The following is a 19,047-nucleotide window of genomic DNA, read 5'->3' as shown; positions in this document are numbered from 1 at the left end:
TGCCGGGATGGCAAGGGTAAAACTGCAAAAAATGGCACTTTTTGCAGTTTGGTGGTTCAAGCGCCTATTTATCAAACAAAACGCCCCGCATAAGCGGGGCGTCAACGAGCAAGGGTGCGGATTTGCTACCTTTTTGACCAGAACTCCCGGGCAAAGGCGCGTACCTTTTCCCAGTCGGTGAATTCGATGTCCTGGCTGGTATCCGTACTGCCACCGGTGATCGTCATGATCAGCTGGATGATGCGGGTCTGCCACCAGTTGTAGCGGGAGTATCGCAGCGCACCGGCAAACACCCCCAGGGTCTTCGGCTTCCACGGCGAGAGACGCAGAAACTTCTTCATATAGGCATTGGTCTGCGGTGTCTGCTTCTCGGGCTTGCGCGCCGTCAGGTTGACACAGAAGAAGGCGGCGTTGGCCACTTCCAGCTGTTCATGGTGAGCATGAATAAAGCTGAGCAGACTGGGGTGGAAGTTGCCATAGCGGATGGAGGCACCGATCAATACCTTGGCATATTTGCTAAGGTTGCACATCGGCAGGCTGTGCAGATCCTGCATCACCACTTCGCATCCTGATATCTCCTCCAGCATGACATCCACAATTTTCCGCGTTTGCCCGTCCCGGGAAGAATAAAGCACCAAAATCTTGTCCATACCAACCTCAACTACGCCAGAATGCAGGAGTAAACAGTACCAGAAGTGTGAATATTTCCAATCGGCCAAACAGCATGGCGACCACCAGGATCCACTGTGCCGTCGCCGAGATATTGCCAAAGTTGCTGGAGACCTCGCCCAACCCGGGCCCCACGTTGGTGAAGGCGGCCGCCACAGCCGTGAACGCGGTCACCTCGTTCAACCCTGTCATCAGCAACAGCAGCATGAAGATGAAGAACAGGATGATGTAGGTGGCGAAGTAGCCCCACACCGCCTCGACGATCCGCTCCGGCACCGCGCGCCGCCCCAGCTTCAGGGTATAGATGGCCCGCGGGTGCACCAGCCGCTTGAGCTCGCGCATCCCCTGCAGGAAGAGGATCATGAAGCGCATCACCTTGATCCCACCCCCCGTGCTGCCGGCACAGCAGCCGATAAAGGCCGAGAACATCAGCAACATGGGCAGGAAGGAGGGCCAGTCGGCATAGCTGGTCGTGCTGTAGCCCGTGGTCGTGCCAAGGGAGACCGCCTGGAACAGGCCGTGGTTGAGCGCCTCCTGCCAGGTGGCGTAGTGACCATGGAACAGCAGGGAGACGAAGCAGATCAGCACCAGCACGCCCTGGATCCCCAGGAACACCTTCAATTCGGAGTCCCGCAGATAGCTGCTCAACCGCACTGGCTTGTGGGCGAACACCATGAAGTGCAGGGCGAAGTTGACGCTGGCCAGCAGCAGGAACAGCACGGTGATCAGGTTGATGGCCGGGCTGTTGAAGAAACCTATGCTGGCATCGTGAGTCGAGAAGCCGCCCACCGACAAGGTAGAGAAGGAGTGGCAGATGGCATCGAACAGCGTCATCCCCGCCATCCAGTAGGCCAGGGCACAGAGGGTAGTCAGCAACAGGTAGATGAACCAGAGCGCCTTGGCCGTCTCGGCGATGCGCGGGGTCACCTTGTTGTCCTTGACCGGCCCCGGGATCTCGGCGCGATAGAGCTGCATGCCCCCGATGCCCAGCAAGGGCAGCACGGCCACGGCAAGCACTATGATCCCCATGCCCCCCAGCCATTGCAGCAGCTGGCGGTAGAACAAAAACGCCTTGGGCAGGCTGTCCAACCCGGTCAGCACTGTCGCCCCCGTGGTCGTCAGGCCGGAGAATGATTCGAAGAAGGCCTCGGAGACCGACATGTTCGGCACGTCGCTGATGATGAAGGGGACGGCCCCCACACTGCCCAACACCACCCAGAACAGCACCACTATGAGGAAACCTTCCTTGGATCTGAGGTCTTTCTTATGATGGCGATTGGGGAACCAGAGCAGGGTGCCGAGCAGGAGGGCGATGAAGAAGGAGTTCACAAACTCGGCACCGCCCCCATCGCGATACCCAAAAGCAACCATCGCTGGCAGCAGCATGGTCGAGCTGAACAGCGCGACCAAGAGGCCAACGATACGAATGATGCTCAGAATCTGCATTCCGGCTCCCCCTTCAGGCTAAAAGAGCGATGGATTCTAGCCATCTAAGGGGCGAAGAGATACCCGGCCATGGGTTCGGTCTGTCATTTCCTGATCCACCTGACTCCAGATGGCCGCATTCCAGGCCACCTGCAGACGAACCTGCTGACCATAATCGGCGGCCAGCAACTGGCCCTGATGGGTCGAGATCAGGGCTTCCACCACCCCCATGTCGCCATAGTCGCAGCAGATAAGGGAAGGAGTTTGCTGGCGCTTGATGCAGGTCTCGAGCCGCTTGAGCGCCGCCCCCACCCCGCCGCCATAGGCCTTGACCAGGCCGCCGGTCCCGAGCAGGACGCCACCGTAGTAGCGCACCACCACGGCCGCGACCTCGCCGATACCGGCTCCCATCAGCTGGGCCAGCATGGGTTTGCCGGCTGTGCCCGAGGGTTCGCCGTCATCGCTGAAGCCATAGACCTGGCTGTCTTGCGGCGCCCCGGCGACGAAGGCCCAGCAATGGTGCCGGGCCGTCGGGTGCTGCCGCTTCACCTCGCCGATCCAGGCCTTGGCGGCCTCGACCGTCGGCGCATGGGCAATCAGGGTGATGAAGCGACTCTTCTTGATCTCCTCGCAAAGCTCCAGCGGCGCGGCCGGTATGGCATAGTCTGCGGCCATCAGAGCCCTGCTTGCCTGGTGAGGTTCTCCACCCCGTCCCCATGCAGAACCACGTTGTCCTCGATCCGGATGCCACCGAAGGGGCGCAGCGCCTCGACCTTGTTCCAGTTGACCCGTTTGCCCTGCTCGCCGCGGCGTAGCGGCTCCAGCAGGCTGTCGATGAAGTAGAGGCCGGGTTCTATGGTGAACACCTGACCCACCTCCATCACCCGGGTACAGCGCAAGTAGGGGAACTGCTCGGGCGCCGCCAGATGGGTACCCCGCTCGTCCTGCATGAAGCCACCGGCATCGTGCACCTGCAGGCCGAGGAAGTGGCCGAGCCCATGGGGGAAGAACACATTGGTCACCCCGGTGTGGATCATCTCGTCCACCGACATGTCCACCAGCTCGGTGGCCTGCAGCAAGCGCGCCAGTCTGTGGTGCATCTGCAGATGCAGCTCGCTGTAACGGCGACCGGGTTTGATTTCCGCGATGATCTCCTGCTGCTGGGCATCCAGCGCCGCGATGAGATCGGCAAACTCGCCCCGACGCCAGGCCCAGGTCCGGGTGATGTCGGAGGCATAGCCGTGATAATCCACTCCGGCATCGATGAGGAAAGAGTGGCGCTCCGCATCCGGCACCCGCTGGGTCGACAGATGGGTGTAATGAAGGATGGCCGCGTTGCGGTTGATGGCGACTATGTTGCCGTAGGGCGCCTCATTGGCCCCCTGCCCGACCGCCTTCATGTAGGCCAGGTTGATCTCGAACTCGCTCGCCCCCGCCATGAAGGAGTCCTTGGCCGCGATGTGGCCACGCACCCCGAGTCGATTCGCCGCCCGCAGACACTCCAGCTCATAGGGCGTCTTGTAGGCACGGTGGTAGTGCAGGTAGTTGAGCACAGCCTCCGGATTGGGCTGCCCCAGTCCCACCAGCTGGGCCACCTCGAGATGACCACCCAGATAGGCCCACTCCTGCTTATCGGCTGGCAAGTGCTCCGCCACCTGTTCCGGCCTGGTCAGGAAGCGGATGTCGAAGAAATCGACCCAGAAGGCATTGGGCAGATCCGCCACCTTGTGCCAGAAGTCCACCGGCCGGTAGAACAGCAGCACCGGCTTGCTCACCCCGTCCACCAGCAACCAGCAGTGGGGATTGTCCAGTACCGGCAACCAGGCCTTGAAGTGAGGATTGACCTTGAAGGGGTAATCCTGGTCGTCGAGGAAGATGCGGTGAGTCTGGCCTGAATGAATGGCCAGTCCGCTGAGCCCCTGCTGTTGCAGTATGTCGCGGGTGCGCTGCTGCAGGGTGTCGAGATGCTGGGCAAAAAGTTGACTGTAACTGCTCATGGCGTCCTGCTCCGGGCAAATGTGACTTCAGCATAACATCAAGCGAATCAGGGCTCGAGCCATCAGGCTGCCGCTTCGTGAGGTAACGCATGGGTCAGGGGGTTTTTGTTATGAAACGAAAACCTGCGGTTAACAAATAAAGAACAATTCAATACACTGCCGATAGACAGTAGATATCAGCAGTCAGGAACGATTCATGCAAAACCTTTGTCTGTGGAAACCGGATCAGGACAGGATGCAGCACTCCAACCTCCACCAGTTCATGGCCGAGGTCAACCACTTCCACGGCCTGCAACTGCGCAGCTACGCCGACCTCTATCAATGGTCGGTGGAGAAGACCACCCGTTTCTGGCCACTGGTGTGGCAGCACTGCGGTGTCAAGGGAGAGCTGGGCGACATAGTGGCGGAGAACCGCCAGGATATGCAGCGCGCCCGCTGGTTCCCCGACAGCCGGCTCAACTTCGCCGAGAACCTGCTGCGCCGCCAGGACGAGAGCCCGGCCATCATCTCCCGCATCGAAGGTAGCCCAAGCCAGACCTTGAGCTGGCGCGAGCTGGCAGATCAGGTCGCCCGGCTGGCTCAGTGGCTGCGCGGCCAGGGCATAGGCCGTGGCGACGTGGTGGCGGCCTATCTGCCCAATATTCCGGAAACCGTCGTTGCCATGCTGGCAACCAGCAGCCTCGGGGCGATCTGGACCTCCACCAGCCCCGACTTCGGCGAGGCCAGCGTGGTGGAGCGCTTCGGCCAGACCCGGCCGCGAGTACTGTTTGCCGTAGACGGCTATCGCTACAACGGCAAAGCTATCGACATTCAGCAGAAGGTCGCCAACGTGGTGAGCCAGTTAGGCAGCATAGAGCAGACGGTGATGATCCCCCTGCTCGGCAACCCGCTGCAGCTTGGTCACGACTGGCATCAGGTGCTGGCGAGCCAGCCGGACGCCAGCCTCCAGTTCGAGCCCATGGCTTTCAACGACCCGCTCTACATTCTCTATTCGTCCGGCACCACCGGCAAACCCAAGTGCATAGTCCACGGCATAGGCGGCACCCTGCTGCAGCACCTGAAAGAGCATCAGCTGCACTGCGACATCAAGCCGGGGGAGCGGATCTTCTACTTCACCACCTGCGGCTGGATGATGTGGAACTGGCTGGTGAGCGCCCTCGCCTCCGGCGCCACCCTGGTGCTCTACGATGGCTCGCCGTTTTACCCGGATGGCAACGTGCTGTGGGATCTCGCCCGCGACGAGCAGGTCAGCTTGTTCGGCACCTCGGCCAAGTATCTCGACGCGCTGCACAAACAGGGTTATGCCCCTATCAACAGCCACGATTTGCCGCACTTGCGGCTGATCTGCAGCACGGGCTCTGTGCTGTCGCCGGAAGGATTCGACTACGTCTATCAGCAGATAAAGCAGAATGTGCAGCTCAGCTCCATCTCAGGCGGCACCGATATCTGCTCCTGCTTCGTCATCGGCAACCCGCTCAGCCCTGTCTATCGCGGCGAGAGTCAGGGGCGCGGCCTTGGCCTCGCGGTGCAGGTGTTCAACGAGGCCGGCCAGCCGGTGCAGGGGGAGAAGGGCGAGCTGGTCTGCACCAAGCCCTTCCCGGCCCAGCCCATCTACTTCTGGGGCGACGAGAACGGCGACAAGTACCACGCCGCCTACTTCGAGCGCTTTGACAACGTCTGGTGCCACGGCGACTGGATCGAGCTGACCCCGACCGGCGGCATCCTCTTCTACGGCCGCTCCGACGCCACCCTCAACCCGGGGGGCGTGCGCATCGGCACCAGCGAGATCTACCGCTACGTGGAGCAGCTCGACGAGGTGGAGGAGAGCATCGTCATCGGCCAGCAGTGGCAGCAGGACGAGCGGGTAGTGCTGTTCGTCAAGCTCAAGGCGGGATGCAAGCTGGACGAGCAGCTGCGCGAGCGGATCCGCCAGCAGATCAAACGGCACTGCACCGCCCGCCACGTACCCGCCCGCATACTGCAGGTGGATGCCATTCCCCGCACCAAGTCCGGCAAGATAGTCGAGCTGGCGGTGCGGGAGGTGGTGCACAACAGGCCCGTCAACAACACCCATGCCCTCGCCGACCCCGAGGTGCTGAACCAGTATCGCGACAGGCCGGAGCTGGCCAGTTGATAACAAACTCACATCCATCGGAGGCGCCGCAAGGCGCCTCTCTTTTGCCCGTTTTGTGATGAGGAGCTTTTACTCGATATCTGTTAAACAAATGTTTTAAATAGGTGTTGAAAATGTCTCCTTTTGGATCAATAGTGAGCCTCGCCCCCTGCTGGGGAGAAAGGAGCAAAGCCCCCCACCGCGTGGGAACAAGGAGACACTCTCATGATCTACCAAGGCGAAACCCTGTCGGTCAGCTACCTCGAAAACGGCATTGCCGAACTGAGGTTTGATGCCCCGGGTTCAGTCAACAAGCTGGATCGCGCTACCCTGCTCTCGCTGAGCGAAGCGATCGCCGCATTAAAGCAACAAGCCGATTTGAAGGGTCTGATCCTCACCTCCGGCAAAGACGCCTTTATCGTCGGCGCCGACATCACCGAATTCCTGGAACTGTTCGATCTGCCGCAAGAAGATCTGCTCGGCTGGCTGAAAAAGGCCAACGACATTTTCAGCGCCATCGAAGATCTGCCGGTGCCGACCCTGTCCGCCATCAAGGGCCACGCCCTGGGCGGCGGCTGCGAGACCATACTCTCCACCGATTTCCGTCTGGCTGACACCAGCGCCAAGATAGGCCTGCCCGAGACCAAGCTCGGCATCATGCCGGGTTTTGGCGGCACAGTCCGTCTGCCGCGCCTCATCGGTGCCGACAACGCCCTGGAGTGGATCACCACAGGCAAGGATTACCGTGCCGATGACGCCCTCAAGGTGGGTGCCATCGACGCCGTGGTCGCCCCCGCAGCGCTGCAGAGCGCCGCCGTGCAGATGATGAGAGACGCCATCGCGGGCAAGCTGGACTGGCAGAGCCGTCGCGCCGCCAAGAAGGCGCCGCTGCGCCTCTCCAAGCTGGAAGCCATGATGAGCTTCACCACCGCCGCCGGCATGGTTGCCGCCGTGGCCGGAAAACACTATCCGGCGCCCATGACCGCAGTCAAAACCGTCGAGGCCGCCGCCGGCATGAGCCGCGACGAGGCGCTCAACGTCGAGGCGCAAGGTTTCATCAAGCTGGCCAAGACCGACGTGGCCAAGGCGCTGGTCGGCATCTTCCTGAACGATCAGCACATCAAGGCGCTGGCCAAGAAAGCCGCCAAGCAGGCGAACAAGGCCACCGGCCACGCCGCCGTGCTGGGTGCCGGCATCATGGGGGGCGGTATCGCCTACCAGTCCGCCAGCAAGGGCATCCCGGCGGTGATGAAGGACATCAACGAGAAGGCGCTGGCGCTTGGCATGGGCGAGGCCACCAAGCTGCTCAACGGCCAGCTCGAGCGCGGTCGCATCGACGGCATCAAGATGGGCCAGGTGCTCTCCGCCATCACCCCGACCCTCAGCTATGACAACGTCAAACATGTGGACGTGGTGGTCGAAGCCGTGGTCGAGAATCCCAAGGTGAAGGCCGCCGTACTGGGCGAAGTGGAAGGCATTATCGGTGACGACGCCGTGCTCGCCAGCAACACCTCCACCATCCCCATCTCCCTGCTGGCCAAAGGCCTGAAGCGCCCCGAGAACTTCTGCGGCATGCACTTCTTCAACCCGGTGCACCGCATGCCCCTGGTGGAGATCATCCGCGGCGAGCAGACGTCGGACGACACCATCAACCGCGTGGTGGCCTATGCCGCCGCCATGGGCAAGTCCCCTGTGGTGGTCAACGACTGCCCGGGCTTCTTCGTCAACCGCGTGCTCTTCCCCTACTTCTTCGGCTTCAACAAACTGGTTGCCGATGGCGCCGACTTCGCCGCCGTCGACAAGGTGATGGAGAAGGAGTTTGGCTGGCCCATGGGCCCCGCCTACCTGCTGGACGTGGTCGGCATCGACACAGGTCACCATGCCGGTGACGTCATGGCCCAGGGCTTCCCGGCGCGCATGAGCAAGGAAGGGCGCACCGCCATCGACGTGATGTATGAGGTGAGCCGCTTCGGCCAGAAGAATGGCAAGGGTTTCTACGCCTACGAGCAGGACAAGAAAGGCAAGCCGAAGAAGGTGGCCGATGCCGATGCCTACGAGCTGCTGGCCCCCATTGCCAAGGCGAAGCAGGAGTTCGACAAGGACGCCATCATAGCCCGCATGATGATCCCCATGATCAACGAGGTGGTGCTCTGTCTGGAAGAGGGCATTGTTGCCACGCCAGCCGAAGCCGACATCGCGCTGGTCTACGGTCTGGGCTTCCCTCCCTTCCGTGGTGGCGTGTTCCGCTATCTGGACACAATTGGTCTGGATCGCTACGTGGCCATGGCCGACCAGTATGCCGATCTGGGCCCGCTCTACCGCGTCAGCGACAAGCTGCGTGAGATGGCCGCCCAGGGCAAAACCTTCTACTGATTGCGGAAAGGAGATCCATTCATGAAAGACGTAGTCATTGTCGACTGTATCCGGACCCCCATGGGCCGGTCCAAGGGCGGCGCCTTCCGCAACGTGCGTGCAGAAGATCTGTCCGCGCACCTGATGAGCTCCATCCTGCTGCGCAACCCCAACCTCGACCCGAACGAGATCGAGGACATCTACTGGGGCTGCGTGCAGCAGACCCTGGAGCAGGGCTTCAACATCGCCCGTAACGCCGCCCTGCTGGCCGGCATCCCGAAACAGGTGGGGGCGGTCACCGTCAACCGCCTGTGCGGCTCCAGCATGCAGGCGTTGCATGACGCCTCTCGCGCTATCCAGGTCGGTGATGGGGATATCTTCATCATCGGTGGCGTCGAGCACATGGGTCACGTGCCCATGAGCCACGGCGTCGACTTCCACCCCGGCATGGCCAAATCGGTGGCGAAAGCCTCCGGCATGATGGGGCTGACCGCCGAGATGCTCGGCAAGCTGCACGGCATCAGCCGTCAGCAGCAGGACGAGTTTGCCGCCCGCTCCCATCGCCGCGCCCATGCCGCCACCGTGGAAGGACGCTTCGCCAGGGAGATCGTCGGGCTGGAAGGGCACGACGCCAGCGGCGCCCGCTTCTTCTACGACTACGACGAGGTGATCCGCCCGGAGACCACGGTCGACACCCTGAGCCAGCTGCGCCCGGTGTTTGACCCGGTCAACGGTACCGTCACCGCCGGCACCTCCTCGGCCCTGTCCGACGGTGCCGCCGCCATGCTGGTGATGAGCGCTGACCGCGCCAAGGCGCTGGGACTCACCCCCCGCGCCAGGGTGCGCGCCATGGCCATCGCCGGCTGTGACGCCGCCATCATGGGTTACGGCCCGGTGCCGGCCACCCAGAAGGCGCTCAAGCGTGCCGGTCTGACCGTCGGCGACATCGACCTGTTCGAGCTGAACGAGGCCTTCGCCGCCCAGTCCCTGCCCTGCGTCAAGGATCTCGGTCTGCAGGATCTGGTGGACGAGAAGGTAAACCTGAACGGCGGCGCCATCGCGCTGGGTCACCCGCTGGGCTGCTCCGGCGCCCGCATCTCCACCACCCTGATCAACCTGATGGAGGAGAAGGATGCCACCCTGGGGGTCGCCACCATGTGCATCGGCCTGGGTCAGGGTATCGCCACAGTGTTCGAGCGGGTGTGATCCAGGCGGCTCACGCCAGGCGTGAGCCGCCATTGTCTTGTTGGGGTCGGCCCGTCCGGCCCGTTGTCGAGTCTGTGGAGCGCGCCACACGGGGTGCGCTCCTGCCGTCGGAATCTGCGTGTTGGCCGGCCCGTTTGGGTCGGCCTTTTTTATTCCGTTATCCCGATCAGGGCCAATTCGGGGGCTATATTGCCCATAACTTCACATTAGAGGGGGGCCTTGCTTGCTTTTTGCTCCCCCGACAGGTTCAATCTGCACAAAAAAATGGGTGGATGCACATACATATGTCAACGAGCAAACAACTGCTTATCGTCGACGACGATCAGGAGATCCGCGAGCTGCTCAACGAATACCTGACCCGGGCGGGTTTCCAGGTATTGACGGCGGCAGGAGGCGACGAGATGCGCCAGCAACTCGCCCAGCACAGCCCGGACCTCATCATTCTGGACATCATGATGCCCGGCGACGACGGCTTTACCCTCTGCCAGCAGATCCGTCGCGACTCCCAGGTCCCCATCATCATGCTGACCGCTGCCTCCGATGAGGCGGATCGGGTGATCGGCCTCGAACTCGGCGCCGACGACTACATCGCCAAGCCGTTCAGCCCGCGCGAGCTGCAGGCCCGCATCAAGGCGCTGCTGCGCCGTGCCGAATTCCGCCAGCCGGAGAAAGAGAAGGAGCCGAGCCGCCGCCTGCGCTTCGCCGACTGGACCCTGGACACCCTGAGCCACCAGCTGACCCACGATGACGGCAGCCTGCTGGATCTCTCCGGCAGCGACGCCCTGCTGCTCGGCATGTTTCTGCAACAGCCCGGCGTGGTGCTGGACAGGGACACCATCTCCGATGCCACCCGGGGCCGCGAGAGCCTGCCCATGGAGCGCGGCATCGACGTGCAGATCAGCCGTCTGCGCCAGAAGCTGGGTGACAACGGCAAGAGCCCGCGCATCATCAAGACCATACGCGGCAGCGGCTACATGCTGATCGCGGAAGTACACGAGATCCCGTGAAAGGGGAGAGGCAAGCGGCGCGGCTCAGAGGCAGGGCCAGATGCTGACTGACAAGAGGCACGCAATCCCATGAGAAGTCGGCGATTCTGGCAGGCACTGATCCCCCGCTCCCTGCTGTCACGGATGCTGCTGTTGTTGCTGCTCGCCATCCTGCTCTCCCAGACCATACTCACCGGCATCTGGATGCAGCAGATCCAGAAGCGGGAGCTGGAGGGCATGCTCAGCACCACCCGCAACCTGGCGCTCTCCGCCGCCTCCACAGTCAACTTCTTCAAGTCCCTGCCGCTGCAGTACCGTCACATCGCCTTGGACCAGCTGCGCAACATGGGGGGAAGCCGCTTCTTCGTCTCCCTGAACGAGGAGGAGATCCACATCAGCGCCATCCCGGACAGCGAGCGCAAGACGCTGGTGCTGAAGGAGGTGGAGGAGGTGCTGACCCGCAAGCTCTCCGACGCCATGGCCATCAAGGTGGACTTCTCGCGGCCGGAAGAGCTGCACGTCTTCAACAACGACACCCTGCTGGCGGATCTGCCCTCCTCCTGGGCCCGCTACACCCTGTCGCTGGAGCCCATCAACCCGCCGGTGCTGGTGACCCAGATCGAGATAGAACCGGGGGAGTGGCTCTATCTGGCGGCCCTGCTGCCCGCCCCCTACATGACGCTGGATGACACCGTCATGCCGAGCAACCAGGTGCGCTTCATCGCCCTGATGACCGTCTTCCTCTGCTTCTTCACCTTCATGCTGGTGCGCTGGCAGACCCGGCCCCTGCGCCGGCTGGCCAAGGCGGCGGTCAACCTCGGCAAGGACATCGACCAGCCCTCCCTCAAGGAGGAGGGTGCCTCCGAGATAGTGGCGGCGACCCGTGCCTTCAACATCATGCAGCAGCGCATCCGCCGCTTCATAGACGACAGGGAGCGGCTGTTCAGCTCCATCTCCCACGATCTCAAGACCCCCATCACCCGGTTGCGGCTGAGGGTCGAGCTGCTCGACGACGAGGCCCAGATAGCCAAGTTCAACAAGGATCTGGACGAGCTGGAGCTGATGGTGAAGGGGGCGTTGCAGACGGTGAAGGAGACCGACATTCACGAGAACCTCGAGCTCATCGACATCAATGCCCTGCTGGAGCAGATGGCGGAGTCCATGAACCTGCACGAGGATCTGCTCACCATAGAGGGGCACTGCAAGTGGCCCTATCGCGGCAAGCTGCTGGCCCTCAAGCGCTGCATCGGCAACCTGGTGGACAATGGCATCAAGTACGGCCATAGGGTGCGCGTCATCCTGATGGATGACGAGGAGATGCTGATCCTCTTCATCATGGACGAGGGTCCCGGTCTGCCGGAGGATCAGTTCGAGCGCATCTTCGAGCCCTACTACCGCCTCAGCACGGATTCTGCCGGAACCGGGCTGGGTCTTGGCATAGCCCGCAACATAGCCCACGCCCACGGCGGCGATCTGGTGCTGGAAAATCGCCCCCAGGGCGGCCTGCAGGCCACCCTCTCCCTACCAAGGCAGTAAAGCTTATGAAGTGGTTGTCGTTTTCTGTCATCGCCCTGTTGTCCCTGCCCGTCGGCGCCTCCCAGCGTGTCGGGGTGCTGCACGGGTGGCGTGCGGTCGGCACCGGCCACTCTCCTTCCATCAAGGCAGTCACAGTATGAAGTTGTTCCCGTTTGCCATTGTCGCCCTGCTCTCCCTGCCCGTCGGCGCCTCCCAGGTGGAGGTGTTGCACTGGTGGACCTCCGGCGGCGAGGCCAAGGCGGTAGAGGTACTCAAGTCGGAATGGGCCGAGCAGGGCAACCAGTGGAACGACTTCGCGGTGCAGGGCGGCGGCGGCAAGAGCGCCATGACGGTGCTGAAAAGCCGGGCGCTGGCGGCCAACCCGCCGGAAGCGGCACACCTCAAGGGGTATGAGCTGCACGAGTGGGCCAGCCTGGGTTTCCTGCGCGACCTCAGCCCCATGGCCGAGCACCTCGGCTGGTACCCGCAACTCTCCCCCATGGTCCGTGACACCCTCAGCCAGAACGGCGCCCTGATGGCGGTGCCCACTGGCATCCACAGAGTCAACTGGCTGTGGCTCAACCGCAAGCTGTTCGAGCGGCTGGGGCTGACGCCCCCCGCCGACTGGGCCCAGTTCGTGGCGGTGGCGGACAAGCTCAAGGCGCAGGGCGTCACCCCGCTGGCCATCGGCAACGAACCCTGGCAGCTGGCGGTGTTGTTCGAGACAGTGGCGCTAGGTGAAGGGGGCAAGGCCTTCTATCGCAAGGCCTTTCTGGAGCAGGACAGCGCCACCCTGACCGGCCCCGACATGGTGCGGGTGCTGACCCGATTCCAGCAGCTGCGCGCCTATGTACCGGAAAAATACGCCGGCCTGAAGTGGCACCAGGCCACCAACCTGCTGGAGAGCGGCGGCGCAGCCATGCAGATCATGGGGGACTGGGTGAAGGGGGAGCTGAGCGCTGGCAACTACAGACCCGGGGAGGACATCGACTGCCTGCCAAGCCCGGGGAGCCAGGGCCTCTTCAGCTACAACCTGGACTCCATCGCCATGTTCAAGCAGCGGGATCCGGCCCAGCTGCAGGCCCAGGGCGAGCTGGCCCGCCTGCTGATGACACCGCGCTTCCAGGAGGAGTTCAACCGGGTGAAGGGCTCCATCCCGGCGCTCACCAAACCGGACATGAGCAAGTTCGATCGCTGCGCCATCCGCTCCTATCAGGACTTCCTCCACGCCGAGCAGCAGGACAACCTGCTGCCCAGCATGGCGGAGGGGATGGCGGTTCCGACCAATATGCGCCAGGGGATCATGGATGTGCTGAGCAGCTTCTTCAACGACCCCAACGCCAACCCGGAGCAGACGGCGCAGCAGCTGGAGCGCGCCATGCGCTCGACCCGCTCGGGCGCGGAGCAGAAATGACAAAGGCGGACATCGTCCGCCTTTGTGGGTGAATCGTCATCCGATTCAGGATTGATCGTTCTCGTCCTCATCCTCGTCGTAGTAGTCGCTGAGCTCGATCCAGAGCCCCAGCCCTATCATCACCATGGACCCGAACCAGGTGCCGGTGTTTCCGATCGGGCTGCCCAGCACTATCATGGCGAACGACAGGAACCCCATGCCTGCGTAGGCTTGCAATCTGCCGTAGGAGACCTGCATATTCACACCTCCTTGTTGAATATGGTTCAATTTTTATATTACTCATCGGGCAAGGTCTGGATAGAGCCGGATCACACTTTGGTTACATATGCTGCTCGAAGACCCTGATGTTTGATTATTTTTTCGCCTTGAGTATCATTGGCAGCTGAATTGGTTGAAGGTTGATTATTGATGAGTGCTTTATTCTGCGATGCAACTCATGAGTTGGACGCAATCGGGCTTCGTTGCCCCGAGCCAGTGATGATGGTTCGCAAGAAAGTGCGGCTGATGGCCGAAGGCGAGACCCTGCTGGTCAGTGCCGACGATCCTTCCACCACCCGCGACATCCCGAGTTTCTGCCGCTTCATGGATCACACCCTGATCGCCAGCGAGACAGAGCAGGCCCCCTATCGCTATCTGATCCGCAAGGGTCAATGAGCCCCTGTACCGGAGCAATCCATGACGATTACCCGAATCGGCACCACGGCCCGCTGGTCTGATGTTGTCATCCACAACGGCACCCTCTATGTGGTGGAAGTCCCCGCCACCGACGAGGCCGACATCCACCAGCAGACCCGCGAAGTGCTGGCGAGCCTGCAACGCCTGCTGGAGGCCAACGGTTCCGGGGTCGACAAGATCCTGATGGCCAACATCTATCTCAAGGACATTGGCGACATCGCCGCCTTCAACGCCCAGTGGGATGCCTGGATCCCGGCAGGCACAGCACCCGTTCGCGCCTGCGTGCAGGCCCGCCTGGCCCACGAAGGCTACAAGGTGGAAGTGCAGCTGACTGCCGCCGTCTAAACAAAGCAGGATGCCTGGCTCCCCTGATGCCGACACAGCACCCGTTCGCACCTGCGTACAGGCCTGTCTGGCCCACGAAGGCTACAAGGTGGAAGTGCAGCTGACTGCCGCCGTCTAAGTCGAGCGGGATGCATCCCCGGTCTTTCTCCCGCAAGGGGAGAAGGGAGCAAAGAGCGCCGATACCATCGGGCCACGGCACCCATAGCAAAAGGCCCCGCCAGTAATGGCGGGGCCTTTTCGTTACCGGTAACCGGGCGACTTAGGCAGTCGGGGTCAGGGTGATGGTCACCCGACGGTTCTGGGCCTTGCCGGCGGCTGTGCTGTTGGTGGCAACCGGCTGATCCGGGCCCACACCGCTGGTGGAAATGCGGCTGCCGGTCACGCCCTGACCGATCAGCTGGGCGGCGACGGCGTCGGCACGCTGGGCGGAGAGCTTCATGTTCAGCTCGCGGGAGCCGGTGCTGTCGGTGTGACCGACCACGTTCAGGCGAGTCTTGTCGAACTCGGCCACCACCATGGCCACGCCGGACAGGGTGTTGGCACCGGCGGCTTTGAGCTGGGCGCTGGAGCTGTCGAAGGTGACGTTGTTCGGCATGTTGAGGATCAGCTGATCACCGTTGCGGGTCACGCTGACGCCGGTACCCTGCAGCTTCTCGCGCAGCTTGGCTTCCTGCACATCCATGTAGTAACCGATACCGCCACCTAGGGCCGCACCGGCGGCCACGCCGGTCAGGATCCCCTTCTTGCGATCCCCCTTGCTGGAGGAGAGCGCACCCACGGCAGCGCCGGTGGCGGCACCGGCCAGTGCGCCCCAGGCGCCCTTGGAGGTCTGGGATTCACCGGTATAGGGATTGGTGGTGCAGCCTGTCATGGCGACGGTCAGGGCAAGTGCAGGAACCAGTTTCTTGAAATGCATGAAAAAACCTCTGAAAAAGAACGACTCTAGCCAATGGCCGCGCATTCTACCCCAGAGAGGCGCCAGAGTGTGACGCGCACATTGCGGATATGAACAAGGGGGCCAAAGCCCCCCTGTGTCATGCCGTGAACGGCAGCTGCCTGCCCGGGCAGGCCGGACATCAATATTTGATGTCGCGCGCCTCGTCACGCCCTTCCTGCTTGTTGTCGCGATGCTCCTGACGGCAATCGGCATTGCCCACCAGGCCTTCGCGGCACTCCTGCTTGGCGTCGCGGGATTCCTGACGGGTATCCTGACGCACATCGCGCGCTTCGCGACGCTCCTGGGCCTGTTTGGTTGCCTGTGCAGGCAGGGCAGCCAACAAGGCGGTGGCTGCAAGCAGCGCGAATACGGTCTTCTTCATGGTGGCTCCTTGGCTAAATGAAATACACCGGCTTGGGATGTCTAAATTATACATTGGGCTCAAGATAACCGCCGGACGGGCGCCAGCAGGGCGACCCGACAGGGAGGCGGCTTGTCGGGATCAGTATTTGACGTCGCGGGCCTCGTCGCGGTTCTCTTGCTTGTTGTCGCGGTTGTCCTGACGGCAATCGGCATTGCCGACCAGGCCCTCACGGCACTCCTGCTTGACGTCACGGGATTCCTGACGACCGTCCTGGCGGATGTCGCGGGCGTCCTGGCGCTGCTCACCCTGATTGGTGGCTTGAGCCGGCACGGCGGCGAACAGGGTGCAGGCGGTCAGAAGGGCGGCGCTCAGGCGGGATACGGAAATAGTCATAAGGACTCCAATGTAAGTTAATGCGGCAGCCTGGTTCGGCTGCCGTCATGGAAGATGGGTTCGGCGAGCCCCTGCTCTCGAATCAATATTTGATATCGCGAGCCACGTCGCGTGCCTCTTGCTTGTTGTGGCGGTGTTCCTGGCGACAGTCGGCGTTACCCAGAAACTCCTCCTGGCGGCAATCCCGCTTCTGTTCGCGGGATTCCTGACGGACATCCTGACGCAGATCCCGAGCCTGGCGGCGCTGCTGGGCTTGTTCGGTTGCCTGGGCCGGCAGGGCCACCGACAGGGTACAGCCGACCAGCAAGGCTGACAGCAAGGCGCTGCGAGCCGGGTGAGGAGTTGAAATGTTCATGACGAGGCTCCCTGGTTGATCGGGCTGAGGTCTGTGGTGCTGGATCAGTATTTGACGTCGCGGGACTTCTCGCGCACGTCCTGTTTCACTTCACGCTTGTCCTGACGGCACTCGTAGTTGTCCTTATTGTTGGCCTGACGACAATCTACCTTGGCCTCATGGATTTCGGGACGGACTTCCTGGCGCACGTCGCGGGCATCCTGACGATCGGCCGCCTGGGCGGGCAGGGTCGCCAGCAGGGAGCAACCCGCCAGGATCAGGGTGCCGAGGGTGCGGTGGCGAAATGAATTCAGTGACATGGGACTGCCTCGTTGATGGGGACTTCGATTTGGATACAGCAATCTTGAACAGGAATTACTGTATCCCGGCTGTACCGGGCGCCGAAAAGCGGGCCCCAGGCCCCGCTGGCAGGGGGCCTGACGGGGCGGGCTTCTAGAGGATCGTTCACCAGGCCCAGCGCCCGCATGGCGGCGCGGCAGAGGAGGCTGCCGACCGAGGTAAAATCGAGCCGCGTGAACGCCCTCACCATGGCGTCAGATCCTGGCAAGCTGGCCTCTAATCCCAAGTCCAGAAAGGAAGAAGGGAGGCTGTTGGCCTCCCTGCTTGTTCCGCTCCCGATTTAGCCTTGCTGGCACTCGGCGTGACAGGGGCAGGTCACCAGATGATCGTTCACCATGCCCACCGCCTGCATGAAGGCGTAGCAGATGGTGCTGCCGACGAAGGTGAAGCCGCGTTTCTTGAGGGCCTTGGACATGGCATCCGACTCCTTTGATGTGGCCGGAATGTCGCCGTTGCCCTGGCGCTGGTTGACGATGGGGGCGCCGCCCACGAAGCCCCACAGATACTCCACGAAATCGATGCCTTCCGCCTCCAGCGCCAGATAGGCGCGGGCGTTTTTGATGATCGACTGCACCTTGAGCCGGTTGCGGATGATGCCGCTGTCTTGCATCAATCTCTCCACATCCTGCTCGTCGAACTGCACGATGCGCAGCGGATCGAAGTCGGCATAGGCGCGATGGTAGCTCTCAGTGCGCTTCAGAATGGTGATCCAGGAGAGCCCCGCCTGCTGACCGTCGAGGCAGAGCTTGGCAAACAGCTCCCGCGGGTCACGGACCGGCCTGCCCCACTGCTTGTCATGGTATTCGATGTATTCCGGGTCTTTGGTCACCCAGGCGCAGCGCAGTTCCATTTCCTCTCCCTTGTCATTTCATCAGCCATCGGCAGGCCGCTTCCGTCGGCGACATCATAGGGCAAGCGGCGGCATAGCCCCACTAATCCTCTGTAATTTCGCCTATTATCCGACCATGCCAGACGGTATACTCCCTCGGTTCACATTCAGCAAATCTTGCTCTGATTTCATTTCGCGCGAAAAACACTATGCAAAAATTCGATGTCAAAACCTTTCAGGGCCTGATCCTGCAGTTGCAGGACTATTGGTCCCGCCAGGGCTGTACCATCATTCAGCCGCTGGATATGGAAGTGGGTGCCGGTACCTCCCACCCCATGACCTGCCTGCGCGCCCTGGGCCCGGAGCCCATCGCCTGCGCCTACGTACAACCGTCCCGCCGTCCGACTGACGGCCGCTACGGCGAGAACCCGAACCGCCTGCAGCACTACTACCAGTTCCAGGTGATCATCAAGCCTTCCCCCGACAACATTCAGGAACTCTATCTCGGCTCCCTGAAAGAGCTGGGCATGGATCCCGAGATCCACGACATCCGCTTCGTGGAAGACAACTGGGAAAACCCGACTCTGGGTGCCTGGGGTCTGGGCTGGGAAGTGTGGCTGAACGGCATGGAAGTGACCCAGTTCACCTACTTCCAGCAGGTTGGCGGCCTCGAGTGCAAGCCGGTCACCGGCGAGATCACCTACGGTCTCGAGCGTCTGGCCATGTACATCCAGGGCGTAGACAGCGTCTACGATCTGGTCTGGTCTGACGGCCCCCTGGGCAAGACCACCTACGGCGATGTCTTCCACCAGAACGAAGTGGAGCAATCCACCTACAACTTCGAACACGCCGATGTGGAGTTCCTGTTCCACTGCTTCGAGCAGTACGAGAAGGAAGCCCAGCACCTGCTGGCACTGGAAAAACCGCTGCCGCTGCCTGCCTACGAGCGCATCCTCAAGGCCGCTCACTCCTTCAACCTGCTGGATGCCCGCAAGGCCATCTCGGTCACCGAGCGTCAGCGCTACATCCTGCGCATTCGCACCCTGACCAAGGCCGTGGCCGAGGCATACTACGCCTCCCGCGAAGCGCTGGGCTTCCCTATGTGTCAGCGCACAGAGAACAAGCAAGGTTAA

22 protein-coding genes are annotated in these 19,047 nt (G+C 62.1%); 11 read left to right on the top strand and 11 right to left on the bottom strand.

All coding sequences use genetic code 11. From position 1 onward, the window contains the following. Positions 1 to 125: 125 nt before the first annotated feature. Genes hemG through pepQ form a run of 4 tightly spaced genes read right to left on the bottom strand, consistent with a single transcriptional unit; the run spans position 126 to position 4,091 of the window. On the bottom strand, positions 126 to 650 hold the full coding sequence (gene hemG / locus AAHB08_RS19075; RefSeq protein ID WP_202048019.1) for a menaquinone-dependent protoporphyrinogen IX dehydrogenase: 525 nt from the start codon (positions 648 to 650) through the stop codon (positions 126 to 128). A gap of 7 nt (positions 651 to 657) precedes the next feature. Continuing rightward, on the bottom strand, positions 658 to 2,115 hold the full coding sequence (locus AAHB08_RS19070) for a TrkH family potassium uptake protein (protein ID WP_139438646.1): 1,458 nt from the start codon (positions 2,113 to 2,115) through the stop codon (positions 658 to 660). A 36-nt stretch (positions 2,116 to 2,151) separates the two neighbouring features. Next, positions 2,152 to 2,769: a YigZ family protein gene (locus AAHB08_RS19065; RefSeq protein WP_342059781.1), complete on the bottom strand. Its 618-nt coding sequence runs from the start codon at positions 2,767 to 2,769 to the stop codon at positions 2,152 to 2,154. Then, positions 2,769 to 4,091: a Xaa-Pro dipeptidase gene (gene pepQ / locus AAHB08_RS19060; protein ID WP_139438642.1), complete on the bottom strand. Its 1,323-nt coding sequence runs from the start codon at positions 4,089 to 4,091 to the stop codon at positions 2,769 to 2,771. The genes AAHB08_RS19065 and pepQ overlap by 1 nt, the downstream gene beginning before the upstream one ends. 196 nt (positions 4,092 to 4,287) lie before the next feature. Here pepQ and AAHB08_RS19055 point away from each other — a divergent pair, with 196 nt between their 5' ends. The 7 genes from AAHB08_RS19055 to AAHB08_RS19025 all read left to right on the top strand — a co-directional run bounded on the left by AAHB08_RS19055 (position 4,288) and on the right by AAHB08_RS19025 (position 13,677). Continuing rightward, a complete protein-coding gene (locus AAHB08_RS19055; RefSeq protein ID WP_342059780.1) occupies positions 4,288 to 6,225 on the top strand; it encodes an acetoacetate--CoA ligase in 1,938 nt (645 codons plus the stop codon). Between the two features lie 204 nt (positions 6,226 to 6,429). After that, complete coding sequence (fadB, locus tag AAHB08_RS19050) at positions 6,430 to 8,577, top strand: fatty acid oxidation complex subunit alpha FadB (RefSeq protein WP_342059779.1); 2,148 nt, start codon at positions 6,430 to 6,432, stop codon at positions 8,575 to 8,577. A gap of 21 nt (positions 8,578 to 8,598) precedes the next feature. Next, positions 8,599 to 9,762 carry an acetyl-CoA C-acyltransferase FadA gene (fadA, locus tag AAHB08_RS19045; protein ID WP_139438635.1) on the top strand — a complete coding sequence of 388 codons (1,164 nt, stop codon included), beginning with the start codon at positions 8,599 to 8,601 and terminating at the stop codon, positions 9,760 to 9,762. A gap of 284 nt (positions 9,763 to 10,046) precedes the next feature. Next, positions 10,047 to 10,769: a response regulator gene (locus AAHB08_RS19040; RefSeq protein ID WP_162519278.1), complete on the top strand. Its 723-nt coding sequence runs from the start codon at positions 10,047 to 10,049 to the stop codon at positions 10,767 to 10,769. Between the two features lie 69 nt (positions 10,770 to 10,838). Next, positions 10,839 to 12,284 carry an ATP-binding protein gene (locus AAHB08_RS19035; RefSeq protein ID WP_162519277.1) on the top strand — a complete coding sequence of 482 codons (1,446 nt, stop codon included), beginning with the start codon at positions 10,839 to 10,841 and terminating at the stop codon, positions 12,282 to 12,284. 5 nt (positions 12,285 to 12,289) lie between these two features. Continuing rightward, positions 12,290 to 12,424 (top strand): hypothetical protein, encoded by a 135-nt coding sequence (locus AAHB08_RS19030; protein ID WP_342059778.1) that lies wholly within the window; start codon positions 12,290 to 12,292, stop codon positions 12,422 to 12,424. Continuing rightward, positions 12,421 to 13,677 (top strand): ABC transporter substrate-binding protein, encoded by a 1,257-nt coding sequence (locus AAHB08_RS19025; protein ID WP_342059777.1) that lies wholly within the window; start codon positions 12,421 to 12,423, stop codon positions 13,675 to 13,677. The genes AAHB08_RS19030 and AAHB08_RS19025 overlap by 4 nt, the downstream gene beginning before the upstream one ends. A 45-nt stretch (positions 13,678 to 13,722) precedes the next feature. Here AAHB08_RS19025 and AAHB08_RS19020 read toward each other — a convergent pair whose 3' ends face one another. Beyond that, positions 13,723 to 13,914, bottom strand: coding sequence for a hypothetical protein (locus tag AAHB08_RS19020; RefSeq protein WP_025328793.1), 192 nt, complete (start codon positions 13,912 to 13,914; stop codon positions 13,723 to 13,725). Positions 13,915 to 14,085: 171 nt separating this feature from the next. Between AAHB08_RS19020 and tusA the strand changes: the two genes are divergently transcribed. Genes tusA through AAHB08_RS19005 form a run of 3 tightly spaced genes read left to right on the top strand, consistent with a single transcriptional unit; the run spans position 14,086 to position 14,815 of the window. Then, a complete protein-coding gene (gene tusA / locus AAHB08_RS19015; protein WP_042642635.1) occupies positions 14,086 to 14,331 on the top strand; it encodes a sulfurtransferase TusA in 246 nt (81 codons plus the stop codon). 21 nt (positions 14,332 to 14,352) lie between these two features. Beyond that, a complete protein-coding gene (locus tag AAHB08_RS19010) occupies positions 14,353 to 14,697 on the top strand; it encodes a RidA family protein (RefSeq protein WP_342059776.1) in 345 nt (114 codons plus the stop codon). A 10-nt stretch (positions 14,698 to 14,707) separates the two neighbouring features. Further along, positions 14,708 to 14,815 carry an endoribonuclease L-PSP gene (locus AAHB08_RS19005; protein ID WP_446699548.1) on the top strand — a complete coding sequence of 36 codons (108 nt, stop codon included), beginning with the start codon at positions 14,708 to 14,710 and terminating at the stop codon, positions 14,813 to 14,815. 141 nt (positions 14,816 to 14,956) lie between these two features. On the opposite strand, the gene AAHB08_RS19000 is transcribed toward AAHB08_RS19005, so the two are convergent. The 6 genes from AAHB08_RS19000 to AAHB08_RS18975 all read right to left on the bottom strand — a co-directional run bounded on the left by AAHB08_RS19000 (position 14,957) and on the right by AAHB08_RS18975 (position 17,935). Then, complete coding sequence (locus tag AAHB08_RS19000; RefSeq protein WP_139438629.1) at positions 14,957 to 15,613, bottom strand: OmpA family lipoprotein; 657 nt, start codon at positions 15,611 to 15,613, stop codon at positions 14,957 to 14,959. Between the two features lie 160 nt (positions 15,614 to 15,773). Further along, complete coding sequence (locus AAHB08_RS18995) at positions 15,774 to 16,016, bottom strand: hypothetical protein (protein WP_005323913.1); 243 nt, start codon at positions 16,014 to 16,016, stop codon at positions 15,774 to 15,776. Between the two features lie 120 nt (positions 16,017 to 16,136). Further along, the gene (locus AAHB08_RS18990; protein ID WP_342059775.1) at positions 16,137 to 16,391 is read right to left on the bottom strand and encodes a hypothetical protein; all 255 of its coding nucleotides are present in this window, start codon (positions 16,389 to 16,391) and stop codon (positions 16,137 to 16,139) included. Between the two features lie 82 nt (positions 16,392 to 16,473). Beyond that, the gene (locus AAHB08_RS18985; RefSeq protein ID WP_342059774.1) at positions 16,474 to 16,746 is read right to left on the bottom strand and encodes a hypothetical protein; all 273 of its coding nucleotides are present in this window, start codon (positions 16,744 to 16,746) and stop codon (positions 16,474 to 16,476) included. A gap of 44 nt (positions 16,747 to 16,790) precedes the next feature. Beyond that, complete coding sequence (locus AAHB08_RS18980) at positions 16,791 to 17,045, bottom strand: hypothetical protein (RefSeq protein WP_202048031.1); 255 nt, start codon at positions 17,043 to 17,045, stop codon at positions 16,791 to 16,793. Positions 17,046 to 17,365: 320 nt separating this feature from the next. Next, positions 17,366 to 17,935 carry a DNA-3-methyladenine glycosylase I gene (locus tag AAHB08_RS18975; protein ID WP_342059773.1) on the bottom strand — a complete coding sequence of 190 codons (570 nt, stop codon included), beginning with the start codon at positions 17,933 to 17,935 and terminating at the stop codon, positions 17,366 to 17,368. A 188-nt stretch (positions 17,936 to 18,123) separates the two neighbouring features. Between AAHB08_RS18975 and glyQ the strand changes: the two genes are divergently transcribed. Then, positions 18,124 to 19,047 carry a glycine--tRNA ligase subunit alpha gene (gene glyQ / locus AAHB08_RS18970; RefSeq protein WP_139438622.1) on the top strand — a complete coding sequence of 308 codons (924 nt, stop codon included), beginning with the start codon at positions 18,124 to 18,126 and terminating at the stop codon, positions 19,045 to 19,047.

The organism is Aeromonas sp. OTU364, from assembly GCF_038440395.1.
Taxonomy (GTDB): Bacteria; Pseudomonadota; Gammaproteobacteria; order Enterobacterales; family Aeromonadaceae; genus Aeromonas.
This window is presented reverse-complemented; position numbering and strand designations above follow the sequence as displayed.

What these genes read in the sequence shown, in the direction of transcription:
- hemG (WP_202048019.1), bottom strand. Translation starts at nt 650, where the DNA reads ATGGACAAGATTTTGGTGCTTTATTCTTCCCGGGACGGGCAAACGCGG.
- AAHB08_RS19070 (WP_139438646.1), bottom strand. Translation starts at nt 2,115, where the DNA reads ATGCAGATTCTGAGCATCATTCGTATCGTTGGCCTCTTGGTCGCGCTG.
- AAHB08_RS19065 (WP_342059781.1), bottom strand. Translation starts at nt 2,769, where the DNA reads ATGGCCGCAGACTATGCCATACCGGCCGCGCCGCTGGAGCTTTGCGAG.
- pepQ (WP_139438642.1), bottom strand. Translation starts at nt 4,091, where the DNA reads ATGAGCAGTTACAGTCAACTTTTTGCCCAGCATCTCGACACCCTGCAG.
- AAHB08_RS19055 (WP_342059780.1), top strand. Translation starts at nt 4,288, where the DNA reads ATGCAAAACCTTTGTCTGTGGAAACCGGATCAGGACAGGATGCAGCAC.
- fadB (WP_342059779.1), top strand. Translation starts at nt 6,430, where the DNA reads ATGATCTACCAAGGCGAAACCCTGTCGGTCAGCTACCTCGAAAACGGC.
- fadA (WP_139438635.1), top strand. Translation starts at nt 8,599, where the DNA reads ATGAAAGACGTAGTCATTGTCGACTGTATCCGGACCCCCATGGGCCGG.
- AAHB08_RS19040 (WP_162519278.1), top strand. Translation starts at nt 10,047, where the DNA reads ATGTCAACGAGCAAACAACTGCTTATCGTCGACGACGATCAGGAGATC.
- AAHB08_RS19035 (WP_162519277.1), top strand. Translation starts at nt 10,839, where the DNA reads ATGAGAAGTCGGCGATTCTGGCAGGCACTGATCCCCCGCTCCCTGCTG.
- AAHB08_RS19030 (WP_342059778.1), top strand. Translation starts at nt 12,290, where the DNA reads ATGAAGTGGTTGTCGTTTTCTGTCATCGCCCTGTTGTCCCTGCCCGTC.
- AAHB08_RS19025 (WP_342059777.1), top strand. Translation starts at nt 12,421, where the DNA reads ATGAAGTTGTTCCCGTTTGCCATTGTCGCCCTGCTCTCCCTGCCCGTC.
- AAHB08_RS19020 (WP_025328793.1), bottom strand. Translation starts at nt 13,914, where the DNA reads ATGCAGGTCTCCTACGGCAGATTGCAAGCCTACGCAGGCATGGGGTTC.
- tusA (WP_042642635.1), top strand. Translation starts at nt 14,086, where the DNA reads ATGAGTGCTTTATTCTGCGATGCAACTCATGAGTTGGACGCAATCGGG.
- AAHB08_RS19010 (WP_342059776.1), top strand. Translation starts at nt 14,353, where the DNA reads ATGACGATTACCCGAATCGGCACCACGGCCCGCTGGTCTGATGTTGTC.
- AAHB08_RS19005 (WP_446699548.1), top strand. Translation starts at nt 14,708, where the DNA reads ATGCCTGGCTCCCCTGATGCCGACACAGCACCCGTTCGCACCTGCGTA.
- AAHB08_RS19000 (WP_139438629.1), bottom strand. Translation starts at nt 15,613, where the DNA reads ATGCATTTCAAGAAACTGGTTCCTGCACTTGCCCTGACCGTCGCCATG.
- AAHB08_RS18995 (WP_005323913.1), bottom strand. Translation starts at nt 16,016, where the DNA reads ATGAAGAAGACCGTATTCGCGCTGCTTGCAGCCACCGCCTTGTTGGCT.
- AAHB08_RS18990 (WP_342059775.1), bottom strand. Translation starts at nt 16,391, where the DNA reads ATGACTATTTCCGTATCCCGCCTGAGCGCCGCCCTTCTGACCGCCTGC.
- AAHB08_RS18985 (WP_342059774.1), bottom strand. Translation starts at nt 16,746, where the DNA reads ATGAACATTTCAACTCCTCACCCGGCTCGCAGCGCCTTGCTGTCAGCC.
- AAHB08_RS18980 (WP_202048031.1), bottom strand. Translation starts at nt 17,045, where the DNA reads ATGTCACTGAATTCATTTCGCCACCGCACCCTCGGCACCCTGATCCTG.
- AAHB08_RS18975 (WP_342059773.1), bottom strand. Translation starts at nt 17,935, where the DNA reads ATGGAACTGCGCTGCGCCTGGGTGACCAAAGACCCGGAATACATCGAA.
- glyQ (WP_139438622.1), top strand. Translation starts at nt 18,124, where the DNA reads ATGCAAAAATTCGATGTCAAAACCTTTCAGGGCCTGATCCTGCAGTTG.